General features: G+C 70.4%; 17 protein-coding genes, 1 tRNA gene and 5 pseudogenes. 13 read left to right on the top strand and 10 right to left on the bottom strand.

Features of this window, described 5'->3' with window-relative positions:
• Positions 1–44 precede the first annotated feature (44 nt).
• Entirely contained in the window at positions 45–1,178 is a 1,134-nt protein-coding gene (locus AB0J10_RS16260) for a glutathione-independent formaldehyde dehydrogenase (protein ID WP_363061976.1), read from the bottom strand.
• A 202-nt stretch (positions 1,179–1,380) separates the two neighbouring features.
• Between AB0J10_RS16260 and AB0J10_RS16255 the strand changes: the two genes are divergently transcribed.
• Positions 1,381–1,572, top strand: a complete 192-nt coding sequence (locus AB0J10_RS16255; RefSeq protein WP_026165024.1) for a hypothetical protein — start codon at positions 1,381–1,383, stop codon at positions 1,570–1,572.
• 127 nt (positions 1,573–1,699) lie between these two features.
• On the opposite strand, the pseudogene AB0J10_RS16250 reads toward AB0J10_RS16255, so the two are convergent.
• Positions 1,700–1,852: pseudogene (locus AB0J10_RS16250) on the bottom strand (IS3 family transposase); the annotation flags it as partial.
• A gap of 420 nt (positions 1,853–2,272) precedes the next feature.
• Positions 2,273–3,379, bottom strand: coding sequence for a hypothetical protein (locus tag AB0J10_RS16245; RefSeq protein ID WP_363061974.1), 1,107 nt, complete (start codon positions 3,377–3,379; stop codon positions 2,273–2,275).
• 443 nt (positions 3,380–3,822) lie between these two features.
• On the opposite strand from AB0J10_RS16245, the gene AB0J10_RS16240 reads away from it, so the two are divergent.
• Positions 3,823–3,909, top strand: a tRNA-Ser gene (locus AB0J10_RS16240).
• A gap of 430 nt (positions 3,910–4,339) precedes the next feature.
• Here AB0J10_RS16240 and AB0J10_RS16235 read toward each other — a convergent pair.
• Positions 4,340–5,095, bottom strand: a complete 756-nt coding sequence (locus AB0J10_RS16235) for a GntR family transcriptional regulator (RefSeq protein ID WP_363061972.1) — start codon at positions 5,093–5,095, stop codon at positions 4,340–4,342.
• Between the two features lie 79 nt (positions 5,096–5,174).
• Here AB0J10_RS16235 and AB0J10_RS16230 point away from each other — a divergent pair, with 79 nt between their 5' ends.
• The 4 genes and pseudogenes from AB0J10_RS16230 to AB0J10_RS16215 all read left to right on the top strand — a co-directional run.
• Positions 5,175–5,462, top strand: coding sequence for a hypothetical protein (locus AB0J10_RS16230; protein WP_363061970.1), 288 nt, complete (start codon positions 5,175–5,177; stop codon positions 5,460–5,462).
• A 523-nt stretch (positions 5,463–5,985) separates the two neighbouring features.
• Positions 5,986–6,208, top strand: a pseudogene (locus AB0J10_RS16225) (hypothetical protein).
• A 350-nt stretch (positions 6,209–6,558) separates the two neighbouring features.
• Positions 6,559–6,855 (top strand): hypothetical protein, encoded by a 297-nt coding sequence (locus tag AB0J10_RS16220; protein ID WP_363061968.1) that lies wholly within the window; start codon positions 6,559–6,561, stop codon positions 6,853–6,855.
• A gap of 3 nt (positions 6,856–6,858) precedes the next feature.
• Positions 6,859–7,209, top strand: a pseudogene (locus AB0J10_RS16215) (plasmid transfer protein); the annotation flags it as partial.
• 31 nt (positions 7,210–7,240) lie between these two features.
• Here AB0J10_RS16215 and AB0J10_RS16210 read toward each other — a convergent pair.
• Together AB0J10_RS16210 and AB0J10_RS16205 are read right to left on the bottom strand one after the other, a co-directional pair.
• Positions 7,241–8,107 (bottom strand): GNAT family N-acetyltransferase, encoded by an 867-nt coding sequence (locus AB0J10_RS16210; RefSeq protein WP_363061966.1) that lies wholly within the window; start codon positions 8,105–8,107, stop codon positions 7,241–7,243.
• Between the two features lie 566 nt (positions 8,108–8,673).
• Positions 8,674–8,778 (bottom strand): annotated as a pseudogene (locus AB0J10_RS16205) (DUF3631 domain-containing protein); the annotation flags it as partial.
• Positions 8,779–9,635: 857 nt separating this feature from the next.
• Between AB0J10_RS16205 and AB0J10_RS16200 the strand changes: the two are divergent.
• The 3 genes from AB0J10_RS16200 (at position 9,636) to AB0J10_RS16190 (ending at position 17,888) form a co-directional block, all read left to right on the top strand.
• Positions 9,636–14,513: an RICIN domain-containing protein gene (locus AB0J10_RS16200; RefSeq protein WP_363061964.1), complete on the top strand. Its 4,878-nt coding sequence runs from the start codon at positions 9,636–9,638 to the stop codon at positions 14,511–14,513.
• Position 14,514: 1 nt separating this feature from the next.
• Positions 14,515–15,171, top strand: coding sequence for a hypothetical protein (locus tag AB0J10_RS16195; protein WP_363061963.1), 657 nt, complete (start codon positions 14,515–14,517; stop codon positions 15,169–15,171).
• Positions 15,172–16,223: 1,052 nt separating this feature from the next.
• Positions 16,224–17,888, top strand: coding sequence for a hypothetical protein (locus tag AB0J10_RS16190; RefSeq protein WP_363061961.1), 1,665 nt, complete (start codon positions 16,224–16,226; stop codon positions 17,886–17,888).
• 510 nt (positions 17,889–18,398) lie between these two features.
• Here AB0J10_RS16190 and AB0J10_RS16185 read toward each other — a convergent pair.
• Both AB0J10_RS16185 and AB0J10_RS16180 read right to left on the bottom strand, forming a co-directional pair.
• Positions 18,399–18,758: a cupin domain-containing protein gene (locus tag AB0J10_RS16185; RefSeq protein ID WP_363061959.1), complete on the bottom strand. Its 360-nt coding sequence runs from the start codon at positions 18,756–18,758 to the stop codon at positions 18,399–18,401.
• A gap of 90 nt (positions 18,759–18,848) precedes the next feature.
• On the bottom strand, positions 18,849–19,781 hold the full coding sequence (locus AB0J10_RS16180; protein WP_363061957.1) for a LysR family transcriptional regulator: 933 nt from the start codon (positions 19,779–19,781) through the stop codon (positions 18,849–18,851).
• 186 nt (positions 19,782–19,967) lie between these two features.
• Here AB0J10_RS16180 and AB0J10_RS16175 point away from each other — a divergent pair.
• From AB0J10_RS16175 to AB0J10_RS16165, 3 genes and pseudogenes are all read left to right on the top strand, one after another.
• Positions 19,968–20,501, top strand: a pseudogene (locus AB0J10_RS16175) (DUF6817 domain-containing protein); the annotation flags it as partial.
• Positions 20,496–21,413: a 2-dehydropantoate 2-reductase gene (locus AB0J10_RS16170; RefSeq protein ID WP_363062108.1), complete on the top strand. Its 918-nt coding sequence runs from the start codon at positions 20,496–20,498 to the stop codon at positions 21,411–21,413. The pseudogene AB0J10_RS16175 and the gene AB0J10_RS16170, both read left to right, overlap by 6 nt.
• A 275-nt stretch (positions 21,414–21,688) precedes the next feature.
• On the top strand, positions 21,689–22,501 hold the full coding sequence (locus tag AB0J10_RS16165; RefSeq protein ID WP_363061955.1) for a DUF427 domain-containing protein: 813 nt from the start codon (positions 21,689–21,691) through the stop codon (positions 22,499–22,501).
• Between the two features lie 67 nt (positions 22,502–22,568).
• Here the strand turns inward: AB0J10_RS16165 and AB0J10_RS16160 are convergent, their stop codons facing one another.
• The gene (locus AB0J10_RS16160) at positions 22,569–23,903 is read right to left on the bottom strand and encodes an LPXTG cell wall anchor domain-containing protein (protein ID WP_363061953.1); all 1,335 of its coding nucleotides are present in this window, start codon (positions 23,901–23,903) and stop codon (positions 22,569–22,571) included.
• A gap of 347 nt (positions 23,904–24,250) precedes the next feature.
• The gene (locus tag AB0J10_RS16155; RefSeq protein WP_363061951.1) at positions 24,251–25,120 is read right to left on the bottom strand and encodes a bifunctional DNA primase/polymerase; all 870 of its coding nucleotides are present in this window, start codon (positions 25,118–25,120) and stop codon (positions 24,251–24,253) included.
• A 340-nt stretch (positions 25,121–25,460) separates the two neighbouring features.
• Here AB0J10_RS16155 and AB0J10_RS16150 point away from each other — a divergent pair, with 340 nt between their 5' ends.
• The gene (locus AB0J10_RS16150; RefSeq protein WP_363061949.1) at positions 25,461–25,772 is read left to right on the top strand and encodes a hypothetical protein; all 312 of its coding nucleotides are present in this window, start codon (positions 25,461–25,463) and stop codon (positions 25,770–25,772) included.
• The last annotated feature ends 75 nt before the right edge of the window (positions 25,773–25,847 follow it).

The following is a 25,847-nucleotide window of genomic DNA, read 5'->3' as shown; positions in this document are numbered from 1 at the left end:
CCCCGTGCCGTGCGCCGCCGGGGAACCGCGGCCGGCCGGCGCTACTACGGGTGCAGCACCACCTTGGTGTAGCCCTCGACCCTCTTGTCGAACTTCTCGTACGCCGACGGGGCCTGGTCCAACGGCAGTTCGTGGGAGACGACGAAGCTCGGCGTCGCCCTGCCCTCGACGATCATGTCGCGCAGGTACCGGTTGTAGCGCTTCACGTTGCACTGACCGGTGCCCATCTTCAGGCCCTTCTCGAACAGCCTGCCGATCGCGACGCTGAGCATGCCGTGCTTGGACTGCTCGTCCGGGCCGCCGGGGTCGGAGGGTACGTACAATCCGGGTACGCCGAGCATGCCGGTGGCCCTGACGGTGCCGATGAGCGAGTTCAGCACGGTCGCGGGCTCCTCACGTCCGGTGTCGCGCACCGTCGCCTGGTAGCCGACCGCGTCCACGCCCTTGTCGGTGCCGATGCCCTCGGTCTGCTCCTTGATCTGCTCCACCGGGTCGCCCTCGGCGAAGTTGATCGGTGTCGCGCCGATCTCCCTTGCCTTCTCGAGGCGTTCGGGGACGCGGTCCACGACGAAGACCTTCTTGGCGCCCCGCAGCATGGCCGAGTACGCGGCCATGAGGCCGACCGGCCCGCCGCCGTACACCGCGACGCTCTCCCCAGGGCGCACCTGGGCGAGTTCGCAACCGTGGTACCCGGTGGGGAAGATGTCCGCGAGCAGGATGAAGTCGGTCTCGTGCTCGTTCCCCTCGGGCAGCTTGAGGCAGTTGAAGTCCGCATAGGGGACACGGAGGTACTCGGCCTGGCCGCCGGGCCAGGGGCCCATCGCGACGTAGCCGTAAGCGCCGCCGGCGAACCCGGGATTGACGGTCAGACAGAAACCGGTGAATCCCTCCACGCAGTTCATGCAGAAGCCGCATGCGACGTTGAAGGGCATGACCACCCGGTCGCCCTGCTTCAGCGAGGTGACGCCGTCACCCGTCTCCTCGATGATCCCCATGTTCTCGTGGCCGAAGACGATGCCCGGCTCCGCCGCCGTACGACCCTCGTACATATGCAGGTCGGAGCCGCATATCGCGGTGGAGGTGACCCGTACGATCACATCGTTCGGGTGGTGGATCCGCGGCTTCTCGACGTCCTCGACGGCCACCTCGAACGGTTCCTTGTACACAACGGCTTTCATGGCTGCGACCTCCGCTGGCGATACGTGCGTGACTGCGGCCCCCGCCCCCCGCCCCTCCTTTCACTTGTGACTCACTTGTGGCACATATCTCATGATTCTCCGGCCCGGAGGATCGGACAAGCCGGTAATCTCAGGAGGAATACCCGCCCCGGGTGGTGCCTTCAGGTGCCGCGCCGAGTCAACCGAACGGGAGGGCGAGAAAGTGGCAGCACAAAGGCTAGGGACCCTGCTCGTCCCCGTACCGGGCCTCTCCGGAGCCACGTACCCGGCCGGTACGACGGTGACGGTCCGCGGTCGTGGCGCCACGGTGGATGCCTTTGTCGACGGCGACTGGCTTCCCCTGTCGTGGTGGGAGTTCTCCGACGGTCTCCGCGAGGACATCGCCGACCGCTGAGCCACTGCCGGGCCCGCGCTCGACCGCGCCCGGACCACGGCCGCACCACCGGGTCCGGCCCGCCCCTTCGGACGACTCTTCCCGGGCCGTCTCACGGGAGATCCGCCAGCCGGTAGGCTGTGCAGCCGGAGCCGGAGACGCCCAGGACCCGGCAGATCCGCTTGACGCCGAAGTCGGCACGGTTGTTGGAGATGAAGTCCCAGCGGCGGGGGCTCACTTCATCTCCCGGGCGCAATAGGCGGCTGCCCGGCGCAGGATCTCGCGTTCCAGCTGCCACTCCTGCTCCGCTTCAGGGTGTCCACCCCAAGGGATCAGTCTCAGTCGGGGCTTCCACCCTTGACGGTACCCAGACCGCAGGCTGCGTGTGCAGTGCGCCGAGTCAGTGAGTACCCCGATGCCCGGACCTGCCGTCGTCCGCAGCAGCGCCGTCCTCAGGATCCCGATTCATCCGAGTGTTCAGTAGTCCCACGGCCGCGGGTACGTTGCAAGAGGTGCCTTGTCAGCAACGCCACCCAGGCCGCCAGACCGAACGCCGCGATGCACCTCAGCCAGGGCTCGGTGCCGCTACTGGCGGCTGCCCACCCATAGAGCAGGATGTTGAGACTCATCCAGCCCGGACTATCGAAGAACTCCCCCACATTTCGCGACATCTCCGCCCTCCCTCCTCGCATGTTTCCTGCGCAGGCCGAGCCAGACCTGCTCAGGATCCGTCCCATATCCCCAGACGCTTGAGCCTGCGCTGCCGGAGCCGCTCTGACGCCGCTGTGAGACCAAAGATGAGTCCTAGGGACAGCCCGAAGAGCGTCGCGACGAGGATGTCCTCCAGCTCCGCCTCATCAGAGAGCATTACGAAGAAGAGCACATAGAAGAGCGCGGCGGGGGTGCCCACGCACAAACCGGCTTTGGTCGGGTGTCGGCCCACCCACTTCTGGAACCGAGTCGGACGCCGCTGCCCGCCCAGAACCCGATCCAAAGCCCAGAACGCATTCGTCACAGACCGCCACCAGTTCGCCAGGTAGCGGGGCCAGGTGCCGGTGTCGGCGGCCCTGCTGGGGGCGGGTCTGCGGCTGTGTCGTCCGGAGTCGTGTCTCTCGCGGCGCTTGACGACAAGCCAGACCGCGGGCAGCAGCGCCAGCCACAGCAGCGCCACGACTACCGGTCCGGTTCCGGTCTCGTAACCGATGATGCCCGCCGGCACAGAGACGACTACGGCTCCCATGGTCCATCGGCCCCACAGTGCCACCCAGTCGGGCAGTGATCGCCGCCGTGCGTGGCGCACCGCCGTGGTCCCCGCGAAACCGCCGTAGCCTCCCACGGTCAGCAGGTCGAGCGCGAAGGCAGTCTGGAATTCGGGCCAACCCTCCGGGGTGTCGGTGGACTCCTGGGTCACGCCGTCCTTGGTGACGGCCGTCGCGTAGTCGCGCCAGACGGTCACCGTGACGTGGTCGCCCTTACGCAGATGCTTCAGCAGCGGGACCTCGTCGTCCATGTCGAGTTCCGCGGGAATCGGAGGCGGGCCGTCGAGCTTGAGCAGATACAGCTGACTCCGGCCCTGGTTCTCGACGGCCGTTCCGCGCACCGTCGCGGGGTAGGTGCGCAGGCAGTCGGCCGCGACGGCCTGCGGGAAGGTGCACGGCCGGGCGGAGCGAAAGGCCCGTACCTCGTTCACCGAGTCCGGCACGGTGACCAGGACCGCGATGCCTGCCGCGCCTGCCATGACGGCCAGCGGCACCACGAGCAGCCCCCAGGCCCGGTTCCACCATGCGGGCCGACGCCGCCGCGCCTCCGCTCTCTTGCTCCTGCTCACCGGGCCTCCCCTCCGCTTACGCCCCCGTTCGCGGTTGGGCATATTGAGCCACAGTGCCTTCCCCGGCAGGTAGGCGGGGCCACAGCATGATCCGCACACAGGTGATTGCCGGAACCCGGTAATCAAGAGGCTTTGGCGTCCGCCTCCCGCCAGGCCGACCATTGTCGGCGAGGATCACCTTCCCGGCCCGGACGAGGGGGTGGTCGCGTTCCGGAGTGCGGCCATCACCTCCCGCTCGCCGAGTGCCGGGTTGGCCAGGCACCAGGTGACGGGCATGCCCTCGGCGGTGGTGACCAGGTAGAGCCGAAAGCCGCCACGGGAGTGTCCGGCCGTTGGCCCTCACAGCCAGAAGCCGGCCAGTGGGCCCCGTGTGGACCAAGGAGCCCGCGCGACGCCCGAGCCCGGTACTCTGTACCCGTTCCGCCGCTGGTAGGCGGGGCGGAGGTGGGTTGCCCGAGCGGCCTAAGGGAACGGTCTTGAAAACCGTCGTGGCAGCGATGTCACCGTGGGTTCAAATCCCACACCCACCGCAGTGTTACGGCCCCTGACCAGCATCGTTGGTCGGGGGCCGCTGCAGTTTCGGGTACCCGTCGGTCACCGCTGCTTCCCGTGTCTTACCGCTCCATCGGGCACGGATGGGGCACGCGTGGGCACGGCTCCCGGCCTGGTGCTCGCTACGAATCGAGGGCTCATCCGGGGCTGTTGCAGCGTCGTATGTCGTCGTGCGCGTGAGTGCCGGGTCATCGGAACAACCGTGGCTCCGGGCAGATCTCCAAGAGCATCGTCGGGCCGGTCCGCCCACTTCCACCAGGCGTGCCCATCGGCACACCTCCACAGCGGCCGGCATGCCCGATCACCGTCGTCCCGCCCGGCCAAGACCAGCCCGCCTGACTTCAGCCCCTGCGAGCAGTTGGGGCAGGACATGGCGTCGGTCATGCGCTGGCACGTTCCGAATCGGGACTATCGGTTGATGGGGATCTCGTAGACGATCTCGCAGTGCGCGGCGGGCACCACGATGTCCGCCGTCTCGACGGGCCGTCCCTGATCGCTGTAGTACGTCCGCCGGATGTGAGTGACGAGGGCGGCCTTCTGAATGCCGAGGAGTGACGCCTCCTCGGCGGTCGCCTGCCTGGGCTCGGGTTGCTCCACGGCATGGCTCACGCTGATACCGATGGCGGCCATCCGATTCACGACGCCTGCACCGGCGTGCGGCCCTCCCTCGGGGAGGACGACGAGACTGCCGGCGGTGAGGTCGTACGGCTCCCAACTGGTCGACAGCTGCACGGGCCTGCCGTCGGCCAGGAACTCGTACGCGGTTCGGACGCACAGCTCGCCCTCGGCGATCCCGAGCCGGGCGGCGATCTCCGCCGGGGCCGGCACCTTGGCGTCGGTCCTGCTCTCCCAGTCACCCTGCCTGCCGACGGCCTTCATGTCCGCCCGGAACGGCGACCCTTCGGGCTGCTCGCGGGCGGACGACCGCACCACGCGTACGCGTTGCCGGGGCTCGGCGACGTAGGTGCCCGAACCGGCTCGGCCCTCCAACACGCCTTGGGAGATCAGTAGCTCCTGAGCCCTGCGGACGACGTTCTCGCCTACGCCAAACTCCTGGCCGATCTGCGCGCGGGAGGGAAGCCGGTCCCCCGGTTCCCACACATGCTCCGCGATCCGCTGCCGTAGCTCGTCGGCGATACGGAGATAGGGCGGCTGCTCAGGCATATGGAAAATCTAGTCCACTAGCTCTATTCCAGTTAACTAGCCTCACTCAAAGTGATCACCGAGTGACGGAGGCTCCCCTGTGCCCACTTCGCGAGTGAGCGCGGAGGCCGTCGCCGCCCGGTTATCGGCGGTCGGGCTCACCACACGCGTGGAAGAGCGCGACCGGTGCACGTCGGTCGAGGCGGAGGTGCCGGAATCGCACTCCGCCGAGTCATGGCGGGAGGTCTTGGAAGTGCTGGCGGAGGCCGATCGAGCCGATCGATTCGGGCTTCACGCCACCAGCTTGAACGGCCGCACCCTCTGGGCGGTCGTACGCAAAACGGCCCCCACGACGGGCGATGTCGGGGGACCGAGCCATCAGCGATAGGAGCTGAGCAGCGTGCTCAACCGTATCCGCCGTGCCGTCTCGCTCGCCAGAGCGCGGTACTTTCCCAAGGGCAGGCACCGCCGCGCCCTAACGCCGTCCCGAACGGCTTGGCGACGCCTCCCGTGCTCGCCGTAGAACCGCCGGCCGTCCCCGATTGGATGCCGGACACCGCCGACCGCCTTCACCCGCTCCTGGGTGAGGACAACGCGCTCGTTCGTCCGTACGTGCTCGCCTGGGAGCGGCAGCGCGCACGCCACCGCTCGGGTGGTCGTGGCGCCGCGTCTGTCGGCTGAGACGTACTCGGCCCTGGCAGGTGTCCGCTGATGCCTCCTCGTCAACGCCTCCACATTTCGGAAACCGCGGCGGCTGCCTACCGGTCGACCGCATGCCGGGTCGGCACTCACGCAGCCTGCGCGGAAGCGTCGCCCTCTCCTGCCCCGGTCGACCTGCCGGTGATCTACGAGACGTGTGCCTGCCCCTGCCACGCTGCGCCGGGCCACTCCACGCGATCGGCGGTGAAGCGGTGAGAAACTGGGCCCCCGGGGGTGCGCTGGTATCGAACGTCGAGATCACGGCGGCCACCGTTCTGCGGGGCGACATCATCCAAGTCGGCGGTCGGGCATGCCGGGTGAGCGACCTCTTCCAGCTGCCCCAGGGCGCGAAGCAACTCCTGTTCGAGTCGGGAGACTGCTGACATAAACGGGCGGACCCGGCTCGTCGCCGTGCGGATGACGAGAAGGCGGTGACGCAGCCCATGACGTCTCGCCGCCTCGTCGTCGCTGACGACCTGAGACGCCAGATCACGACCGGCCGCCTCGGGCCCGGTGACCGGCTCCCGTCTGAGGGTTCCGGCAGTACTCGGCCACCAGGACGCTGGCCCGGAGGATCTGCGCCGGATGCTGACCGGACTGACCGGAGCCTTGCGGGACGTGCTCCGCGTAGCCACCAGCCGCGGTCACCTCCAGGCCGTGAGCCAACCCCAGTCAAGGGTGCTCCTGACGTGATCCTCCTGTCAGCATTCGGCGGCCCGGGAGCGCGATGGCTGGCCGGGTTCCCGCAGAGTAGCGGCGTCGTAGGGAGCGGCTATGTTGCACGGATGACTAATCCGGATCCGCTCGTGCCAGCACTCACCGGCCTGCTCGTTGACATCGTCCGGTGGCTGGAGAGCGCCGGGGACGAGGAAGTGGATCCGGACTCCGCGGTGAAGATGATGGAGAGCGTGGGCTGGACGCTGCTGCAACTGCCCTCAGAGCAACGCGAACGACTCTTGCAGGGGCTCACAGGCTTGGCCGGAGCAGAGCAAGACCCGGCACGGCGTCAGTTCCTGGAGGCATTTCCCGTCGCCATCGGCATGGTCGAGGATGAGGAGAGCCGAGGTGGGCTGGACTGCTGACACATGGAGGCCTGCGGGCTGACGGTCCCGCCCTCGCGCTGGCGCCTCATGCCGGCCCGGATGGCCAGCCCCCGGCACCGGAGTCCCGCGCGCAGCGCATCCTGCGGCTGCGGCCCACCCACACCGGCCTGGTCCTCCGGCTCAAACTCCGCCCGGGACAGGACGCCTTCGACGTTCGCCGCCGCATCGGACCGGCTGCGCCACTCCTTCGGGATGTACGGCGTCACCTCCCGTGAGCTGTGCTCCGGTGCCGTTGAGACCCGGATGACCGGCTACGACGTGCTCAAGCGGGTGCAGATGCCGGTCAAGACCGGCACCCGGCTGATGCGTGCCCCGGTCGCGCTGCGGGAGGACAGCTGATCAGAGAAGGCAGCGCGGTCCGGAGCTACGCGGACGTGGTGTGGGTGAAGCCGAGGGAGGTCAGTCCTTCGGCCTGGCACAGCCGGTCGGAGGGGCCGTCGACCTCGGTCTGGAGGAGTTGGTAGGTGGCGCCGTGGGAATGCCCCCAGTGCATCGCGGCCCGCCATAGAACGCGGCCGAGACCCCGGCCCCGGGCCTCGGGCAGGACGGCGAAGTACTGGGGCAAGAGTTGGGGGCAGCCGATCGCGTCGGGGCGTACTTCCATAGGGCCGATCGCACCCACGATGCGGTCCTCGATGGCGGCGGCGAGGACCGGGCCGCACCGGCCGGCCTGCATCTGGGCGTGGAGGAAGGACAGGCCGTTGCCGGCCATGGCCTCGGCGAACGGGGCGAAGGTCTCCTGCACGGCGGTCGACCAAGCGGTGACGGGCCGGACCGGGCCATCGGGGGTGGGGCAGGGGGCGGCGGTGAAGTCCTTGAGCTGGATGCGGGTGCCCCGCGGGGGTGTGGTTTCGGGGCCGAGGGAGCGTACGACCCGGGCGCTGACCACGTCGTGCACGGCCGCGAGTTTCGCGACCAGTTCGGCGGCCTCCTCCACGACGCTGTCGCGGAGCCCGTAGGCGAAGACCTTGGCAGTGCCGCGTCCACGCCGACTCAGGGTGGGGATGAGGGTGTGCTCGCGCTGGTGCACCACGTCGTCGAGGAGGACTTTCTCGTCCTTCTCGCCGCCCCAACGCCGGTCCTTGTCGTAGGGCAGGAAGTCCCCGGTGACGGCCGCTCGCAGGGTGTCCTCGAAGATGTCGACGGTCAGGGCGTCGGGGTGGACCGGGCCGAGGGTCGGCACGATCGGCGCGGCCAGTACGGACCGGAGCCAGTCCCAGCGGAAGAGCATGAGCGGCACCATAGCGGTGACCGGGTCGGGCTCAGGCCCCGACGCGAGTACGCCGGGGCCTGAACGGAGTTGACCGGATCGTGTCGGTCAGTGGGGGGTGTCGTCCCCGGCGTCACAGGAGCACTCCGCGCTCTCCACGATCACGTCGAGGTCCTGTCCGGGCTCACTGGCTGCCGCTCGGACTCTTGTCGATCAGGTCGTTGGCGAGCGTCTGTCGGCCCCGGAGGATCTTCGCCTAGGAGCGGAACAGCATGGTGAGGTTGTGGCCGGCCCGACGGGCGACCTCGACCGGATCCACACCCGAGTTGATCCACAGGGAGACGCCGGCGTGCCGCAGCGAGTACGGCACGTCCGCGAGCGGCGTTGCGGCCTCGGCCTTGCTGAGCGCCTTGACGCGGGCCCGGTCCGTACCTCGCAGTACTCCGTGGACCGCACCCGGCTGCCAGGGTCCGCGCGGAACAGGCGTCCATCGTCGGCCGTGCCGTACGTCTTGATGTGCTCGCGCAGCATCCCGACGAGCACGGGCGGGATGGGTACGGGCCCGCCGCGGCCGGTCCCCGCCGGCGGTCCCCGCCGGCGGCCTCCGCGACGGCGAGCAGTGGCTCCCACACGTCGGCCGGTCGCTCGGTGACCCCTTCCGGGAGTTCCGGCCAGGAGTCCGCGACCTGGTCGGTCCAGGGCGTCGTACTCGGCCGACGGGTTCGACAGTTCCGGGTGGATCCGGTGGCAGTCGGCCCCGTGCAGGGCCGACATCGCCCAGTGCCAGGACGAGTCGTGGAACGTGAGTCCGCGGTGCGGGGCGTCGGCCGGTTCGTACGGGTACCACTCCGTCGCCTCGACGCCCGCCCGGACGGCGGTCCTGCCGCCGTGGTGCCGCATCAACCAGGCGTATCGGCGCCGTTCGCCCGCCAGGTGGGCCAGGTACTCCTGTTGGGTCCACTCCATGGTGTCGAGCCCAGGGCGGGTGCGGCGCCGGAACGGGGCTCGGGCTACTGCCGGGTAGGGGATTGTTCGCTCTCGACTGTTCATTTTCAGTCAACTTGTGACCGGAAAAGGTCAACTCTGGGCCCGACCTTCGCATCCCCTTCGCAGGTAGCTCCTGTCATGGACACGGGTTCTGCCTGGGCGAGTGGCGGGCCCGCCTCACATCCGCCACTCCGCAGCGGTGCTCCGCGCTCCGGAAATGGCCGGACCCCCGTGCGGCGGCGGACGTATGGTGAGCGCCGCGCGCGTGGCGGGACCTGACCGCTCGGCCACGGGACGCGCACATCACACGGCGGCCGGGGGACGGATCCGCCACGGGGGAGGTTCACCGTCATGCCGCACCACCGGCTCGCTGAGCACGCCGTACCGGACGGTCTCGCCGTCCGCGCCGCCGCGCAGGGCTGACCGCCCGAACCTCCACCCGCCGCACCGGCACCCCGCCTGTCCTCGATCGCGACGAAGGATTGCTCCCTTGCGCCTCAAACCAGGGTTGTTCAGACCCGGACCACGCCGATCACCGATCCTCACCCCTGTCGTCACCTCAGTGGCGGCGCTCGCCGTCCTCGGCGGTCTGGGCGCGCAGCCCGGCGCCGCCGTGCCGGACCGGGCCGACCGCATGGCCCCAGCGGGCGCCAGCAACGACTGGAACGAGGAGACCCCCGCCGAACTGCTCCGCCAGGACCAGTGCCTGATGGACGGCGTGCTGCGGCTCGGCGGACCGTCCATGGCCGCCACCGCGCAGAGCGGACTCGACCAGACGCCGGAGAAGCTCCACGAACTCGCCGACCGGCAGCACTGGGAGGACACCCCGCTCGCCACGGCGTACCAGAGCGACCGGGACACGGCGCTGAAGGAACTCGACGCCCTGCACGCCCTGCGCGACGGGTGGCAGAAGCCTCTCCAGGGGCTGACCAACCCGGCCGGCTTCACCGCCACCGGATTCGAGTGGCCTCCCGGTACTCGCGAGGGCCAGGACTTCTACGAGCAGACCGGTCTGACCAAGTGGATCTCCGACCGGTTCTGGAAGGACGAGGGCGACTTCTACGAGGACCCGACCCCGGGCGCCGACGCGGCGACCGTCAAGGCGGTCAAGGACCTCGGGGCCCCGCTCTACGGCACCGACCCGGACCCGAGCTCGCCCGACTGGAACCGTGCCCTCGCCGAGCGCGACGCGTTCGAGCACCTGACGAACTGGTCGCTGGAGCCCACGGGCGCGGACAACGCCCGGATCTTCCTCGCGTCCGGCGGCTTCCCGCGCACCGCTCCCCAGCCCGGTTCGCCGGAGCACCGGATCGCGGTCGAGGACCTCAAGACCCGCTTCGCCGCCTGCGCGTGGCGTGACCCGATCGACCCGAACGACGTCCTGGACTCGATCTCCGACACGGCCGCCACCGAGTGGCAGCAGGAGATCTCCTCGCAGGCGGCCCAGCGCAACCAGCTGCTGACCGCCAACAAGGACGCCACCAAGGCGCTGGCCTCCGGGTCGAAGATCCTCGGTGACCTGATCGGCCACTCCTGGGTGGCCGACCACCTGACCCAGTTCCAGGACTACTGGTCCGCGGGCGGAGTCGGCTGGATCGGCACCAAGCCGACCACCATCCAGGTGAGCGCCTCCACCGGCAAGTGCCTCGACGTCGAGGGCGGCAAGACCGCCAACGGCACCCCCGTCCAGGTGTACACCTGCAACAACGGCGCCGCCCAGCAGTGGATCGTCGAGGGCGACGACAGGGGTCTGCATCTGCGGAACGTCGGTTCCCAGAAGTGCCTGGACGTCTCGGGCACCAGCACCGCCGACGGCGCGAAGATCCAGATCTGGACCTGCAACAGCTCCCCGGCGCAGACCTGGGACTACAACGTCCGGGCCAAGACGACCCTGAAGAACGTCGGCACGGGCAAGTGCGTGAACCTGCCCAAGTTCGACAACAGCGTCAACGCCGTGCAGGCGACCTGCGGCCCCACGGGACCGCAGCAGTTCACGGTCAAGGTCTCCGGCAACAACGGCTCCGTCCCGCCGAAGGCCCAGTTCGACAAGGCCGCGAAGGGCATCACGGACGCCCGCGCCGCGGCGAAGAAGCAACTGGACGCCCTCAAGGCGCAGGCGGCAGCGGCGAAGAAGGCCGCCACCACCAGTGACACCGCCGAGAAGGCCGCCTACGCGATCGCGGACGCCCAGGGTTCGCCCCGGGGCCGCGGTCTGCTGGCCGCCCAGCAGAAGGCTCAGGTCACCAAGGGCGCCGTCGCCGCGCTGGACGCGATGGTGAAGGCCGGTGAGACCGCCGAGGCGGCCACCCGCGCCTCCGCCGCGGACAGTGACACGATCTCGCAGCGGGCGCTGGCCCAGGCCGCACAGTCGAAGGCCGAGTTCCGCCGGCAGGCGGCCTACGCCGCCGAGTTGCAGGCGAAGGCCGCCTCCGACGGTGCGAAGCTCCACCGCGACAACGCGAAGAAGGACAAGGAGACCGCGGAGGCGAAGCTCGCCGAGGCGCTGAAGGCCGAGGGCGACGCCAAGGCGGCCGCCGCCACGGCCCACGCCAAGCGGCTCGCCGCGGAGGCCGAGGAGGCCACCGCGAAGAAGGAGAAGGAGACCGCGGCGGCCAAGCAGGCCGAGGCGGCCCAGCACCGCAGGACCGCCGAGGCCGAGGCGGGCACCGCGCAGGACGCCAAGGAGAAGGCGGAGGCAGCCGAAGGCACCGCGGTCGAGAAGCAGAAGGCAGCCGAGGCCGCCCGCGACAAGGCCAAGGACCTGCGCGACGACGCCTGGGACGCCGAGCAGAAGGCGGACGCGGCACGCGCCAAGGCCGATGCCAAGGAGGCGTTCGCCCAGGCCCACGAGTCGGACGCCAACGCCCAGGAGTCGCGTGCCGCGGCGGACGCGGCGGCAGGCCACGCCGACGACGCCGAGGCCGCAGCCGGCCGGGCCCGCACCGCGGCGAACGCCGCGACGCAGGCCGCCGCCGACGCGGACGCCGCCGCCACCCGAGCGGAAGCGGCCGCCAAGCGCGCCCGCGCCCACTCGGACGCGGCCCAGGCCGCCAAGCTGAAGTCCGAGGCCGCGGTGCGCACCGCGACCAGTGCGGCGGCGGACGCCATCAAGGCGTCGGAGCACGCCGCCGCGGAGGCGAAGACCGCCGTCGCGCTGGCGGACGAGGCAGAGAAGCAGGCCAAGACCGCCAAGACCCAGGCGGACGAGGCCCACAAGGAGGCCGGCAAGGCGCTCGTCGCCTCGGCCAAGGCCGCCGGCTTCGCCCACGTCACGGCGCAGGCCGCCGTCGACGCAGGGAACGCGGCCGAGCAGGTCGCCAAGCCGGCGAACGACGCCATCCAGCTCGGCTCCCCGTACGTGACGACCGACTCCGCCGCCTCCCTCGTGGTGCTGGCGGGCCAGTCGTCCAAGTCGATCGCCGAGCAGCAGAAGAGCGTCGCCGACGCCCACGCCAAGAACGCGCAGGAGGAGGCCGCCGCGGCCAAGGCCATCGCGGAGGCCGCGCAGGGCGACGCCAAGGCCGCCTACCAGCACGCCGCGAACGCGGCGGGCCACGCGGCGACCGCCCGCACCTACGCGAAGGAGGCACTCGGCTACGCGGCCGACGCCGCCACCGCGGCGTCCAAGGCGTCGCAGTCCCTCGCGCGCACCATCGAGTACGACCGCAAGGCCGGCGAGGACGCGGCCGCGGCCGACAAGGCGGCCGACCGCGCCGAGGGCTACGCCACCGACGCCCGTTCGTCCGCCGACGCGGCCGCGCTCGACGCCCAGGCCGCCCGTGAGGCCGCAGCGGCGGCCGAGCAGGCCGCCAAGGACGCCCGCGCCGCGGCGACCCGCGCCGACACCGCCGCCACCCTGGCGGAGGAGGCGGCCAAGGACGCCCAGAAGTACGCCGAGTCGGCGCAGGAAGCGGCCGAGTCCGCCGAGCGCAAGGAGGCCAACCAGCAGGTCAGCAGCGGAGCGGGCACCGGAATCGGCGGCACCTGGTACGTCGTCGACGAGAGCACCGTCGAAGTCACCGACGCCAAGCAGCTCAACGACTGCGTCATCGAAATCGGCTTCGAGGGCTGCACCGTCACCTTCACGGTCACGTTCAACGCAACCGTCGACTTCTTCCTCTGCACCGACCCGGACGTGCCCGCATCGGCGACCGGCTGCCCGCAGGCCGACACGGTCCTGGTCAGGTCCGAACCCTTCACGGGGCTGAAGAAGGACGTCACCAACTACTTCAGCAAGCTCGACCTGATCCAGCAGACCGTCGTCTACCGGATCCTCAAGGCAGTCCTGATCCAGGACTTCGTCGACTGCTGGCACGGCAGCGTCAGCGGCTGCGCCTGGGCCGCGTCCAACTTCGTTCCCGGCAAGGCCTTCGCCAAGATCGCCGAGGCGATCAACGCCCTGGACGCCGCCCTGAAGACCGGCATCGGCATCGCCGACGCCTACAAGGCCCTGAAGATCCTCGACGTGGACCCCGCGACGCTCGCGAAGATCTCGCAGCAGGTCAACATCGTCGAGGACGCCCTGACGAGCTGCCGGGTCAACAGCTTCCCGGCGGAGACACGGGTGCTGATGGCGGACGGCACGCGTCGGCCGATCGACTCCGTCCGCGAGGGCGACCTGGTCCTCGCGACGGACGCCGAGACCGGCGTGCACGCGATCCAGCCCGTCACGGACACGTACCGGCACGATGCGAATCGTCTCGTCGAAGTGTCCTTCGCCGACGGGTACCGCCTGACCAGTACGGCAGGGCACCGGGTGTTCGTGGCGGAGCGAGGGTGGACCGTCGTGGCCGACCTGCGCGCCGGCGACCGGCTCCGCGGCCCGGACGGTACGGCTCGCGCCGTCCGTGCGCTGAACGACCGGTCGGATCTGGCACCCCGCACGGTGTACGACATCACGGTCGACGGGACCCACACCTTCTATGTGGGCTCGGAGGGCGCGCCGGGCGCACCGGCGCGTGACGTCCTGGTCCACAACTGCGTGAAGCTGGAGTTGCACGAGGGCGACCGCGGTGCACACACGATCCGGGACCACGTGAAGACCACGCCCCAGCGGGCCATCGACAAGGCCAAGGCCGATCTCGCGAAGAACCCCAACCACCCCGGTGTGACCGGTGTCTGGACGAATCTGGACACGGCTCAGGCAGCCGTGAACGACGCCATGGCGAAGTGGCTGACGGGCATGTCGCCCAAGCAGAACGCGGCGAACCAGAAGCGTCTGCAGAAGTGGATGCAGGACACGCGGAAGGACTCGGAGAGCCCCACGGACCTCCTTTCGTTCGACGTGACGCTGGACAATCCGGCATCCCTCGGCACCGTCTACCACCACACAGGTGCCAGCTGGGCGGCCACGAACGTCGTGTCCATCACTCTCAAGAGGTCCGCGCACAAGCCGGGCTACATGGTGTACACCTCCTACCCCAAGGGACCGAGGCCGTGAGGTGACAGTGCGACGCCAGGACATCTGGATCGATTTCGGGCTCAGCGGGCTCACCAAGTGGTTCGCCGCCCCATGGGCCGGTGAGGTCACGCCCGAGGAGCTCGTCACCGAGGCGGCGAGCTGGGGAGACGGCGGCTACGCGCCGACACTCCTGCAGGATGCGCAGCGACTGCTGGCGTCCCCTGTGCCGGCTCCGGTGATCGACCGGTTGTGGTGTGCGGCGATCGGACTTCCCTACGACCCGGGCACCGTGCCCGTCGAAGGGCGCGCGTGGCTGGACGAGATCGTCGGACTCTGCGTGGCACGAGTGCGCCAGGACGAGCCCTCCTTCACTCCCGCATCGCCGGAGCCACCGGCGAACGGGATGCTCGGGGAGGCGGTTCTGCGGGAGATCCGCGAGGTCGCTCCGGCCGTGGTCGGCGCCGTCCGCGCCGCCGGCCACTCCGGTGGGGCCGACGTGGTGGCCGCGGTGGAGCAGGTGGTCGTCCACGTGGACCCCGACCTGGGTTTCCGCCTTTTCCTGCGGATCCTCAAGGCGTACATGGTCCCGATCACGGAATCGCAGTACCTGCGGTACCACGAGCTGGGTGAGCGCTTCGGCTACCACGAGCTCGTCGTCGACGACGGCACGCTGCAGACGGTCGCCGACACGGACTGAGCACCCGGCGTCCGCTCGGCCGAGGGCCCGCACACCCCTGCCACGGGGCGTGCGGGCCCTCGCTGCATCGCACGATCGCGACCAACTCGTCCGACGCGCACGACCTGCCGCACGTCGGGACCGAACTGACACATCGGACCGCCATGTGGCTTTCCGTGCACGCCGGTTCGTCGCGCTGGAGTGATCAGTGCGACGACAGCGGGGAGGAACCGGAGTGACGTTCGGGGGACAGAACCCGCACGGCCCCGGGGGCCGCGGCCGGGGAATCCGTACGGAGGGGGGAATCGCTACGGACACAACAACCCCTACGGTGGCGGGAATCCGAACGTCCGGCCACCGCATCCGGGCCCGCCCCCGCCGAGGCCCCCGTACATCCCGCGCGGCCGGCAGTCGCTGCGGCAGCGGTTCCAGGCGGACGAGTGGCCTCCCCTGCGGGAGCTGACCGGGTAGGTCCGGGTCAACGGGTGCGTGCTGCTGCCGTTCCTGCTCTGCTGTGTGCCCGGGCTGTTCCTGCTCACCGCGCCCGCGGTCATCGCGGTCCGGCGAGGACCAGTTCGCCCCACCCCGACTCGGGCAGCCGGCAGTCGGCGGGGAGCTCCCCGGGTCGTCGACAGGAACGCCGGGGTGACCGTCGCGAGCGCTTCCGCGATGCTCGCCCGGTGCCTGGCGGCGGCCTTCGGCCACTTCACGACCGCGTACGCCACGGCCTGCTCGTACCAGGCAGGAGTGTCTGCGGATCCTCAGCCAGATCGGAAGGCGAACAGGGATGCCCCGATCGGACCAGCAGATGCAGCCGCGCGCCGTCTGACCTGCCTACGCTGCAGATGCGAACAGCGCCCGTCGTTGCATCTCGGCAGGCGCTGTCCGGAGCGCACGCCCTCGTGCGTCTTCGCCTTCACACCGAGCCGGAGGGCAGGTCCGGGGCAAAGCCCCGCGGGAGGACTCCGGTGCGGTGAATGCCCACTCCAGGTTTCGAGAACCACTGCGAGCCTCGGCGTGTCCGGGTGGTACGGGAGTCCAGGGCGCCGAGTGCCCGGGACAAGGAGGAAAGAGTGAAGGTAGGCATACGTCGCCTGCGGGTCGCCGGGGCACTCGCTGCCCTCGCCATGGTTGCGGCTGGCTGCGGCTTCGGAACAACCGACGCGCCGGACAGGCCGCTACGCGGGGGGCCGGTCGATCCCTCCGCACCCGCATCACATGACGGGCCGAGTACTCCACCGTTCGTCGACCCGCCCATCGGGGACCCTGCCATCGCCCAGGAGGAAGCCGCATGCGCGGCCCAACAGCAGAACAGCCCCTGGTACAGAACGCTTCAGCCGTTTGAGCACTACGACTCCGGACGCAGCAGCCTGTACCCGTGTGCTCGGTTCCCCGGCTCGATGACGGGGCCGAACGTGGTCGAGGCACACCCCACCACGGACGTCTACTACTCGCAGTTCGACATCGCCACGCGCGATGAGAACGACCTTTACGTCTACGGTGGCGGCAACGGTGACGCGAACCCGCCGGCGCTGCACACCTTTGTCGCGAAGGTCGAGCCCGGCACGATGAAGCAGATCTGGCGCACCTATCTGTCCGACGCCCGAGACAACAACGAGCTACATGTGTCCGGTGCGGTTGACGTCATGGCCGACGGCAATATCGTCGCGATCTCCGACCACACGCTCTACAAGCTCGATGGGACCACCGGCAAGATCCTCATCAAGCAGGACATGCCCACCGGGAGCAGTCCCCCCAACGACAGCGCCTTCAATGGCATCGACGCCTTCCCCGACGGCACGATCGTCGTCAGATCACTGAACCGGCCCGTCGGCTGCACGCTCAACGGCTACAGCTCGGCCGCGTTCAAGTGCCCTGGGGCTCCCAACTCGGCCAAGCCCTCCATCATCGGCACGGTCGACCCCGAGACTTTCAAGGTCCTCAGCTGGACGGAACTGAAGGGCAACGTGCTCGGCCGGGTCACCACCAGCCGCTACCAGGGGCACGACTATGCCTACATCACCACCCCCACCCAGATCTACCGCTACGTCTGGGACGGCCACACCATCACGCAGGACACCACCTGGGGTCCGGTCACCTATACCAGACCCGGCCAGACTCAGGCCGGCGCGCCCGTCATCATGGGTGACTGGGTGGTCTTCTCCAACAACGGAGCCCCCACACAGGTGCCGTTGAGCGTGATCGCCATTCATCAGGGCGATGCCAGGCGCATGACTCGCATGGACCCCACCCCGACACTGAAGCCCGGTCAGTACAGCTACTACTACGCCAAGGTGTCGGTCGACGCGGTCAACAACCGCATCTACGTCATGGACTTCGGCCTGGGCACCGCATCTGCCATCGACTTCCGCGACGGCCGTATGTCACTGGCCTGGAAGGTCAAGCAGCGCAGTAACAGCTACATCACCCTCATCGGTCCACCGGACAAGCGTGTGTTCGTGAACGCGAACGCCCGATCGAAAGAGTCCGACCCCACCAAGTACAACCCCGGCCCGATCGGCGCCAACTACATGGACCAAATCCAGTGGCGTGACGCCCGCGACGGCGGCCTTCTCGCCGCCTCGGACTTCTATCCGCCGGCCACCTCGGCCGGGACGGTACCGCCCGGCTACGGAGGACTCATCTACGACATCCTCTATGAGGGCCGCGCCGTGGTTCTGGCCGTCCGCCCGGAGGAGACTGAATCCATGAGCGCTGCTGAAAAGAAGGGCAAGTAGTGTCTTGAACGGCAGCCGCAGCGGCGACTCCGGCGGAACCTGCAAGTCGGTGATCCGAAGTGCCGCGATGAGGTTCGTGGACCATGTGTGGGCCAGAGCCCTGCGATCCAGTGCCAGAGGACGCCCGCAATCCAGTGCCAGAGGGCGTCAAGCTGCAGGTCAGCGTATGGAAAGCAGCTCCAGGGCCCAGCGGTCTCCAGAACCGTCGTGACAGCGATGTCACCGTGCGTTCACATCCCACACCCACCGCAGGCGAGCGGCCCCTGACCAGGAGATCCGGTCGGGGGTCGTTCTCCTTTCCGCTCTCCGTGACCGACCGGTGCTCCCCGTGAGTTTCCCGCTCGATCGGGCACATTGGGGGCACGGCGGTCGATGATCCCTCGGCTGTGTCGCAGGTGCCTGGCGGTATCACGCGCGTGAGGCCCTGCGGTACCACCCGGTCGCGCGCTGAGTCGCGGTCGAGAAGTACGCACGTCGCCGTCGTGCTCGGGTTCTGCGGCCTTGTGGTCCTCACTTGGGCTTCGCGTAGTCCTTGGCCGTCTGACCGGCGAAGTCGTACGCCACGCACGGCTCGTCGCCGACCGTCCACGCATCGTGCCCGGGTGAACACACGAAGACCTCCCCGGGACCGACCTCGGTCTCGGCTCCGTCGTCCATCCGTATGTGCAGCCGCCCCTGCACCACCATCCCGTTGTGATGGAACTGGCAGCTCTCGGTCCCGGCGATCGGCGCGACCTCCCGTGACCACTTCCAGCCGGGCTCGAAGGTTGCCACCGCGAAGTCCAGCCCCGAGAGGTGAACGGCTTCGAGGTGGCCATGGGGGAATTCTCGCTTCTCGTCCGGCTTACCGGGGGTCTTGACCTCCAACATGACGATGCCTCCTTGGCTGGGCCACACCTCCATCGTGCGCCGCCCGCCGCCTGCCGCGCCAGCCCGTCTCCCGGAGGATTGGCGCTGTCGTTACGGCTCCCGCGACGCGTCCCGCGCCCGTGCCGCGCTGACGGCCTTCGCGCAGTGGCGGCTGACGGTGTCGGCGAAGGTACGGGCGACCGGGGTGAGGGCGTCCCAGCGGCGGACGGCCCAGCCCACGGACAGCGGAGGCAGATCGGGCACGGGTACGAACCGCAGGGTGGCGGCGTCGCCGGAGACGTACCGGCCGGGTGGGGCGGGCACGACGGCGTGGCCGAGGCCGAGCTCGGCCAGGAGCACGGCGGTGTCCCAGTCGGCGACACTGGTGTCGGAGCTGACACGGATGCCCAGGTCCGCGAAGGCCGCGTCGAGGTGGGCCCGAGAGGCGGAGTTCTCCGGAAGGCGGATGTGCCGGATGCCCGAGAGCTCGGCCGGTCCGACGCAGTGCCGGTCGGCGAGCGGGTCATCGGCCCGGACGGCCAGGACCCAGGGCAGGTCGACGACTGGGCGCTGCTCGATGCCGCGTACCGGGCTGCCGATGGTGATCCAGGCGAGGTCGAGATCGTGGGCCGAGAGGGCGTCGAAGCAACTGCGGCTGGAGTTGGCGGTCTGGAACTCCAGGTTCACGTCGGGGTAGCGGTTCCGGAAGGCGACGACGGCCTCGGACATGAAGTGGCGAACGGTCGTGCCGCCCGTCGTCACCCGGACCGATCCGGCGTCACCGCGCACCAGCTCGTCGATGCGGCGCAATGCGAGGTCGAGGCCGGCGATGCCGTCCGCCGCGGCTGCCTGGAGCATGCGCCCGGCCGGTGTGGGGACGACGCCGCGCGGACGGCGTTCCAGGAGGCTGACGCCGGTCTCCCGCTCCAGCCGCTTCACGTGCTGGCTCACCGCCGACTGTGTACACGTGAGTTCGCGGGCGACGGCGCTCAGGCTTCCGGCCCGGCACACCGCCACGAAGACACGCAGATCGTCGAGGGTCACAACACCCAAGCTATTGCTTGGGAGTTGTCAAGGAAACCTGAGGATTGACTTGAATTCCGCCGGTGTTCGAAGATCACTGCAGGGCCCAAGGCGGCAACCCGTCCCGCGCCTGCGCGACGGTCCGGACTCGTTGCGATCGCGCGGGGCGGGTGCCGACCCACCGCTCCCGAGAGGAGAACGAGTCCCTTGTCAGTCCTGCCTGCCGCCGAAGCCGTCGCGCTCCTGCGCGCGCTGGGTGCTGAGGGCATGGAGCACCCGGGTGGCACTCTCCTCGCTCACCTGCGACGTGTGCAGGGCCTGCTCGCCGCGTGGGGTGCCCGCCCGGCCCTCCAGCTCGCCGGCCTGTGCCATGCCTGCTACGGAACCGACGGCTTCGCCACCGCCCTGCTCCCCCTGGAACGCCGCGACGAACTCGCGGCTGCGATCGGCAGCGAGGCCGAGGCCGTCGTGTACTTCTACGCCAGTTGTGACCGGGCGGCTTCCTACCCCACCCTCGCCGACGCCGATGCCGCCTTCCGCGACCGGTTCACCGGCCGGACCTTCACCCCGGGCCCGTCGTTGCGGCGCGACTTCGCCGAGCTGTCGGCCGCGAACGAACTCGACATCGCACGCGTCGACCCGGACTTCCGTGACCGGTGGGGTCCCGGTCTCCTCACGCTCTTCACCGGCTTCCGCCCACTTCTCAGCCGGTCCGCCTGGAAGGACTGCCACACGGTGCTCACGAACTCCCCGCTCCCCGGAGCGGCACCCGCAGAACGACGGACCGTCGCGGTTCTCGGCCCGGGGGGTGTCGGTGGACTGCTGGCCGCCGTACTGTCCCGGGCCGGGCACCGGGTGATCTGTGTGGCCGGGGAGGCGACGACACGGGCGCTGCGCCGGGACGGCATCCGGGTTCGCAGTACGCACTTCGGGGACTTCACCACGCAGGTGGAGGCGGACACCGAGCTGCGCGAACCGGTCGATCTGTGTCTGGTCACCGTCAAGCACACGGCGCTCCACACCGCGCTGGAGCGCATTCCGCCCGCGGTGCTGGGCGACGGGCTCGTCGTGCCGTTGCTCAACGGCATCGAGCACCTTGACGTCCTGCGTGGACGCTACGGTTCGCATCGGGTCGCACCGGCCGTCATCCGGGTGGAGTCGACCCGCGTCAGCCCCGGGGTCATCGAGCACGGCAGCCCCTTCACCGAGATCGACCTCGGCGGAACCCAGGAACGCCTCGACTTGCCGGCCGCGATGCTCAACGCCGCCGACGTGCGCACCCGGATCCTGGAGGACGGGGTCGCGGTGCTCTGGGCCAAGCTCGCCTTCCTCGCGCCCTTCGCACTGCTCACCACCCGTTACGGACTCACCATCGGCGATGTGCGGACGGAGCGGCGCGACGAACTGCTGGCGCTGTTCGAGGAGGCCGCCGCGGTCAGCGAGGCCTGCGGAACCACCACCGACCCCGCCGGGACGCTGGCGCTTTACGACTCCTTCCCGCCGGGCACCAAGTCCTCGATGCAACGCGACGCGGAGGCCGGCCGGCCGCTGGAGCTCGACGCGATCGGCGGCGCGCTGCTGAGGGCGGCGGCGCGGCACGGGATCGCCGTGCCGGTGGCGACCGGTCTGGTGGACGAGCTGACGACCGTTTGACCGTCGGGAAGTCCTACGGGGAGTGACGACGGTTCCGCAACGGCGGGCGACCAGGACGGGTGCCGCGCCGGCGGCACGGGCGGGAGGGCTGCCCGGGGCGCGCCGGCCGTCCCCCCGGTGGCGGCCCTCCGGGTCCGCCGCCACCGGGCGTGGATGCGGCGTTGCACCCGGGGGCGCGGAACCCCAAGGTGGAGGGGTCAGGAGGGCGGCGCGGTCCGCGGGCCGGAGGGCGCCGTACCGGCCGCAGGACGCGGTACCGACCGGAGGAGGAGGCCATGGCGGCACCCGGGGAGACGCCCGGGACCGCGCCGGTGGTCCGGCGCCGTCCCGATCCGGCCGACAGCCTGCTCTGGGAGCCCAGTGGACGCTGGGTCCGCGGGACGAAGGGCGGCGTCACCGTCGTCGACAGCCGCCGGCCGGTGCTGGTGTGGGAGCCGGGCGTTCCCGTGCCGGTGTACGCGTTCCCGGCCGGGGACGTCCGGATGGACCTGCTGCGGAGGTTCGAGCGGCCCCCCGGGCGGCGGCACGCGGGGGCCACCGACTTCTACGACCTCGTGGTGGGCGACGAGGTCGTGCGCTCCGCGGCCTGGGGCTGCCCCGGCGAGGAGCTGGCCGGGTACGTGTGCTTCGCCTGGTTCGGCCGCGAGGTCCTCGACCACTGGTACGAAGAGGAGGAGGAGATCTTCGTGCACCCACGTGATCCCCACAAGCGCGTCGACGCACTGCCCAGCACTCGCCGTGTCCAGGTCGAGATCGAGGGCACGGTCGTCGCGGACACGCGGTCCCCGGTGCTGCTGTTCGAGACGGACCTGCCGGTGCGCTACTACTTCCCGCGCGAGGACGTGCGCCTCGACCTGTTCACCCCGACCGACTCGAGCACCCGCTGCCCGTACAAGGGCGTGGCAACCGAGTACTGGTCCTGGGCGGGACAGGGCGACGTGCGGCCCGACATCGCCTGGAGCTATCCCGATCCGCTGCCGGCCGTGAGCGTCATCAAGGACCGGATCGCCTTCTACGACGAGTACGTCGACGTCATCGTCGACGGCGAGCGGCAGGAGCGGCCGGTCAGCGTATTCAGCAAGCGCTGACGGCGCGCGGGGAAGGGCGTCCCCCTGGAATCCGTGCGGAAGCGCCCTTCCACCGCGTCGCCGAGGGTCAGGAAGCGGAATCCGCCTTCCGGCGGCGCGCCGCGAAGACGGCGCCGGCGCCGAGGGCCACGGCCGCGCCCGCCGCGGCGAGCTGCGGCAGGGCCGCGGAGGAGCCGGTGCTGGCGAGGCTGCCGCTCGTGGTGGTGAGCGGCTGCGTGGTCGTGGTCTGGGTCTGCGTGCCCGTTCCGGAGCTGGGCGACGGGGAGGCGGACGGTGCGGGCTCGGCGGCGACCTCGAAGTCGTACGGGGTCAGCTCCGGCGAACCGCCGCAGGTGCCGTCCTCGTTGACGTAGTCGGCGGCGATGAACGCGGCGCCCGCGGCGTCGGGCGTGCCGGCGTCGACCGTCAGCCGCAGCTTGATGTCGGCGTGGCCACCGGCCTTCAGCGAGGTGACGGAACCGGCGGTGTAGTCGTCGCCCGCCTCCGTCCAGGTCTGGGTGGGCGTCGACCACCGCAGGTGCATGTGGTCGTCGATGGGTGCGTAGCCGCCCTTCTCGATCGCGTGGACGTAGACGAAGGGCCAGACATCGTCGAGCGTCCTGTCCGTGCCGTTGGTGATGCGGAGCTTCATCTCGACGGTCGAACCGGCGGTGATCCGGGCGGGCAGGCCGGTGAGGGTCGCGGTGAGCTCGCTCTCGGGCCGGCACGGGACCGGCTCCTGCTCCTCCAGGGCGTCCTCGAGGGCCTTGTCGGCGGCCTTCTTGGCCTCCAGGGCCTTCTTCACGGCCTCCTGGGCCTTGCCCAGCTCCCGTACGGAGGCGACGCGGGCGTCACCCAGGTCGGTGGCGGCCCGCTTCGCCTTCTCGTCGGCCGCGGTCTTGGCGGCCGCGGCGGTCCCGGCCGCGGCGGCGGCCTCCGCGACGGCCTTCTCGGCGGCGGCCTTCTCCTCGGGTCCTGCGGTCCCGGGCAGCGCGGCGAGTGCGGCCTCGGCGTCGGCCAGGGCCTTGTCGGCGTCGGTCCTGGCGGTGGCCGCCTCGGCCGCCGCCCGCGCCGCCGCCTCGGCCGCGACGGCGAGGGGGAAGTCGTCGGAGTGCGCGGCCTCCACGGCGGCCAGCGCGGCCTTCTCCGCGGCGACGGCGTCGTCGTACGCCTTCTGGGCCTGCGCGGCGGCCTTCTCGAGCTCCTCGACGGAGGGCTCGGCGGCCTGCGCCCCTGTCGCGTCCCGGCCGGCGTCGATCTTGCCGGCCAGCGCGTCGCCGCGCAGCATGCCGGCGTGCGATGCGGCGTCCTCGGGGGCGACCGGCGCGGTGACGGAGGCGGTCGGCGTGTCGTCGGCGAACGCGGGGGTGGCGCCGAACAGTACGGCGGGCGTGGTCACGGCAGCGGCGACGGCCGTTGCCACGGTGCGGCGGAGTGTCACGAGCACCCTTTTCTGGGGTCCGGTGTCTGGGGTACGGAAGCACGGGCAGCCGCCGCGGGTTCCCTCACGCAGGGCGACTGGTCGGTGGTGATCGTATGAGCACCGCCGGTGCTGTGGAAGCAAGTTGTGGGGACGGTACGGCGGCTGACGGTGCCTCATACCATGGGTGAATCACCCAAGCCGGACAGTTGGCCTCGATTGGCGGCATTCTCGTGTGAGGCATATCACGACGGGCCGAGGGTCGGGATGTCCCGGTCCGGTGCCGCCGGGTGCCGGGCTCCGGCGCCCGGACGGCCGCGGGGCGCCGGCCGTCCCGGTGCGCCGGTGACTCAACGGCTCGTCAGTCGTGCGGCCGACGCGATCGTCGCGCGGGCCTCGCGCTCGCTCAGTCCGGCGCGCACGGCGGCTTGGGTCAGCGCGTCGGCGAGGCTCTCGCCGATGCCGTTCTCGTACGCCCGGCAAGCGGCCCAGAACAGCCGGGTGTTGCGCTGCCCCTTGTGGGCCGCGAGCACGAAGTGGATCAGCCCCTGGCCGTGCGGGGGCCGGGCCGACGCGGGGCGGTGGGTGGTTGCGGGGGGCGCGATCAGCCTCAGCAGGGCGTCGGGGCACGGTGCGGGCGGCAGCTCGGCCGAGCCCGGTGCGAGGCGGTACGCGCCGTGCGCCGACACCGATCCCGGGCCGACGAGATAGCCCCCGGCGCCGCGGATGTCGATTCCGGGGGCGAGGCGGCTCGCCGAGTTCGGCACCACCACGTCGGACGGGCCGGTCAGCCACAGGTGGCGGCCGCCGCTCGGGGTGATGACGGTGACCGTCTCCGGGATCGTGAACAGGTGCCGGAGTGCCAGCTGCCGCAGGGCCGCGGCCGAGTCCGTGGCGCCGACGGCGGCCGTCCCGGTGTCCAGGTCGACACCGATCAGGTGGTGCGGCGGGCGTCCGCAGGCGATGCCGTACCCGGTGGCCCAGGGCGCGGCGGAGAAGAGCGCGCGGACGGCGGCGGGGTCGGCCGTCGCATCGTGCACTCCGTGCCCGGGCCGGCCGCACTCGCCCCGGCAGTGGGCCGGCTCCGGTTCCAGGCGGTGGGGTGACGGCAGGGCCGGGAGCTTCGTGGGGGACAGGGGGATCACGGGGAGTCCGCGCTCGGCGGCGGAGAGCGCGTGGGCGAGGGCCAGGGTGGCGGTGTGCCGGTCGGTGGTGGCCATGACTCCATGTTCGTACGAATGTTCGACCAAGGGAAGAGGAGGGGATTGGCCGAAAATGTGCCGTAACGCTTTTCCTCCCGGGAGCGGGGGTTCTGGCGCTGCCCGGGCGGCTGAGCTGCGAGGTTCGCGGCCGGATGGGGGTTTATCGGCATGTCCTCACGCTTGAGGGCGAATCACCGCCTCCGGGGTGGTTCGCCGGAGACCCGCTGGGCAACTCTGGATGCGCGACGTCGTGAAGATCGACCGGGGCGGTCGGCCAACCGCTCTGTTTCCAGCCGTAGTTCCGCACGTTCCGGTGCGCCGCTGCCCGGTGCACTTCCAATGCTTCGGAGGAATCGACATGGCAAGCATCCGTACCGCCCGCGCCCTGGCCGCCGTCGCCGCGCTGCCCTTGGCCGCCGCCCTCTTCGCCGGTGTGGCGCACGCCGACAACGGAGCCTTCGCGGGTGACGGATCGAACGCCGCCGTGGCCACCGTCAGCGGCAGTGGTGTGGGTGGCCACAACCTCGGCAACTCGACGACCACCCAGCAGGTGGCCACCGGTGCCGGTGCGTCCAACCAGAACAACACGGCCTCCGTGAACGGCTCGGCCTTCACGGCGATCGACCAGTCGAACGAGAACATCGCGATCACCTTCCTGCCGCTCTGGTAGGGGTGCCGCCCGGGGAGGGGTGAGCGAGGAGTGGACGACGGTCCGCGCGGCGGTGCTCCGGCACCGGCGTGCGGA

Source organism: Streptomyces sp. NPDC049887 (assembly GCF_040656535.1).
Lineage (GTDB): Bacteria > Actinomycetota > Actinomycetes > Streptomycetales > Streptomycetaceae > Streptomyces.
Note: the sequence above shows the minus strand (reverse complement) of the source record. Positions and strands in the feature narration are given on the sequence as shown.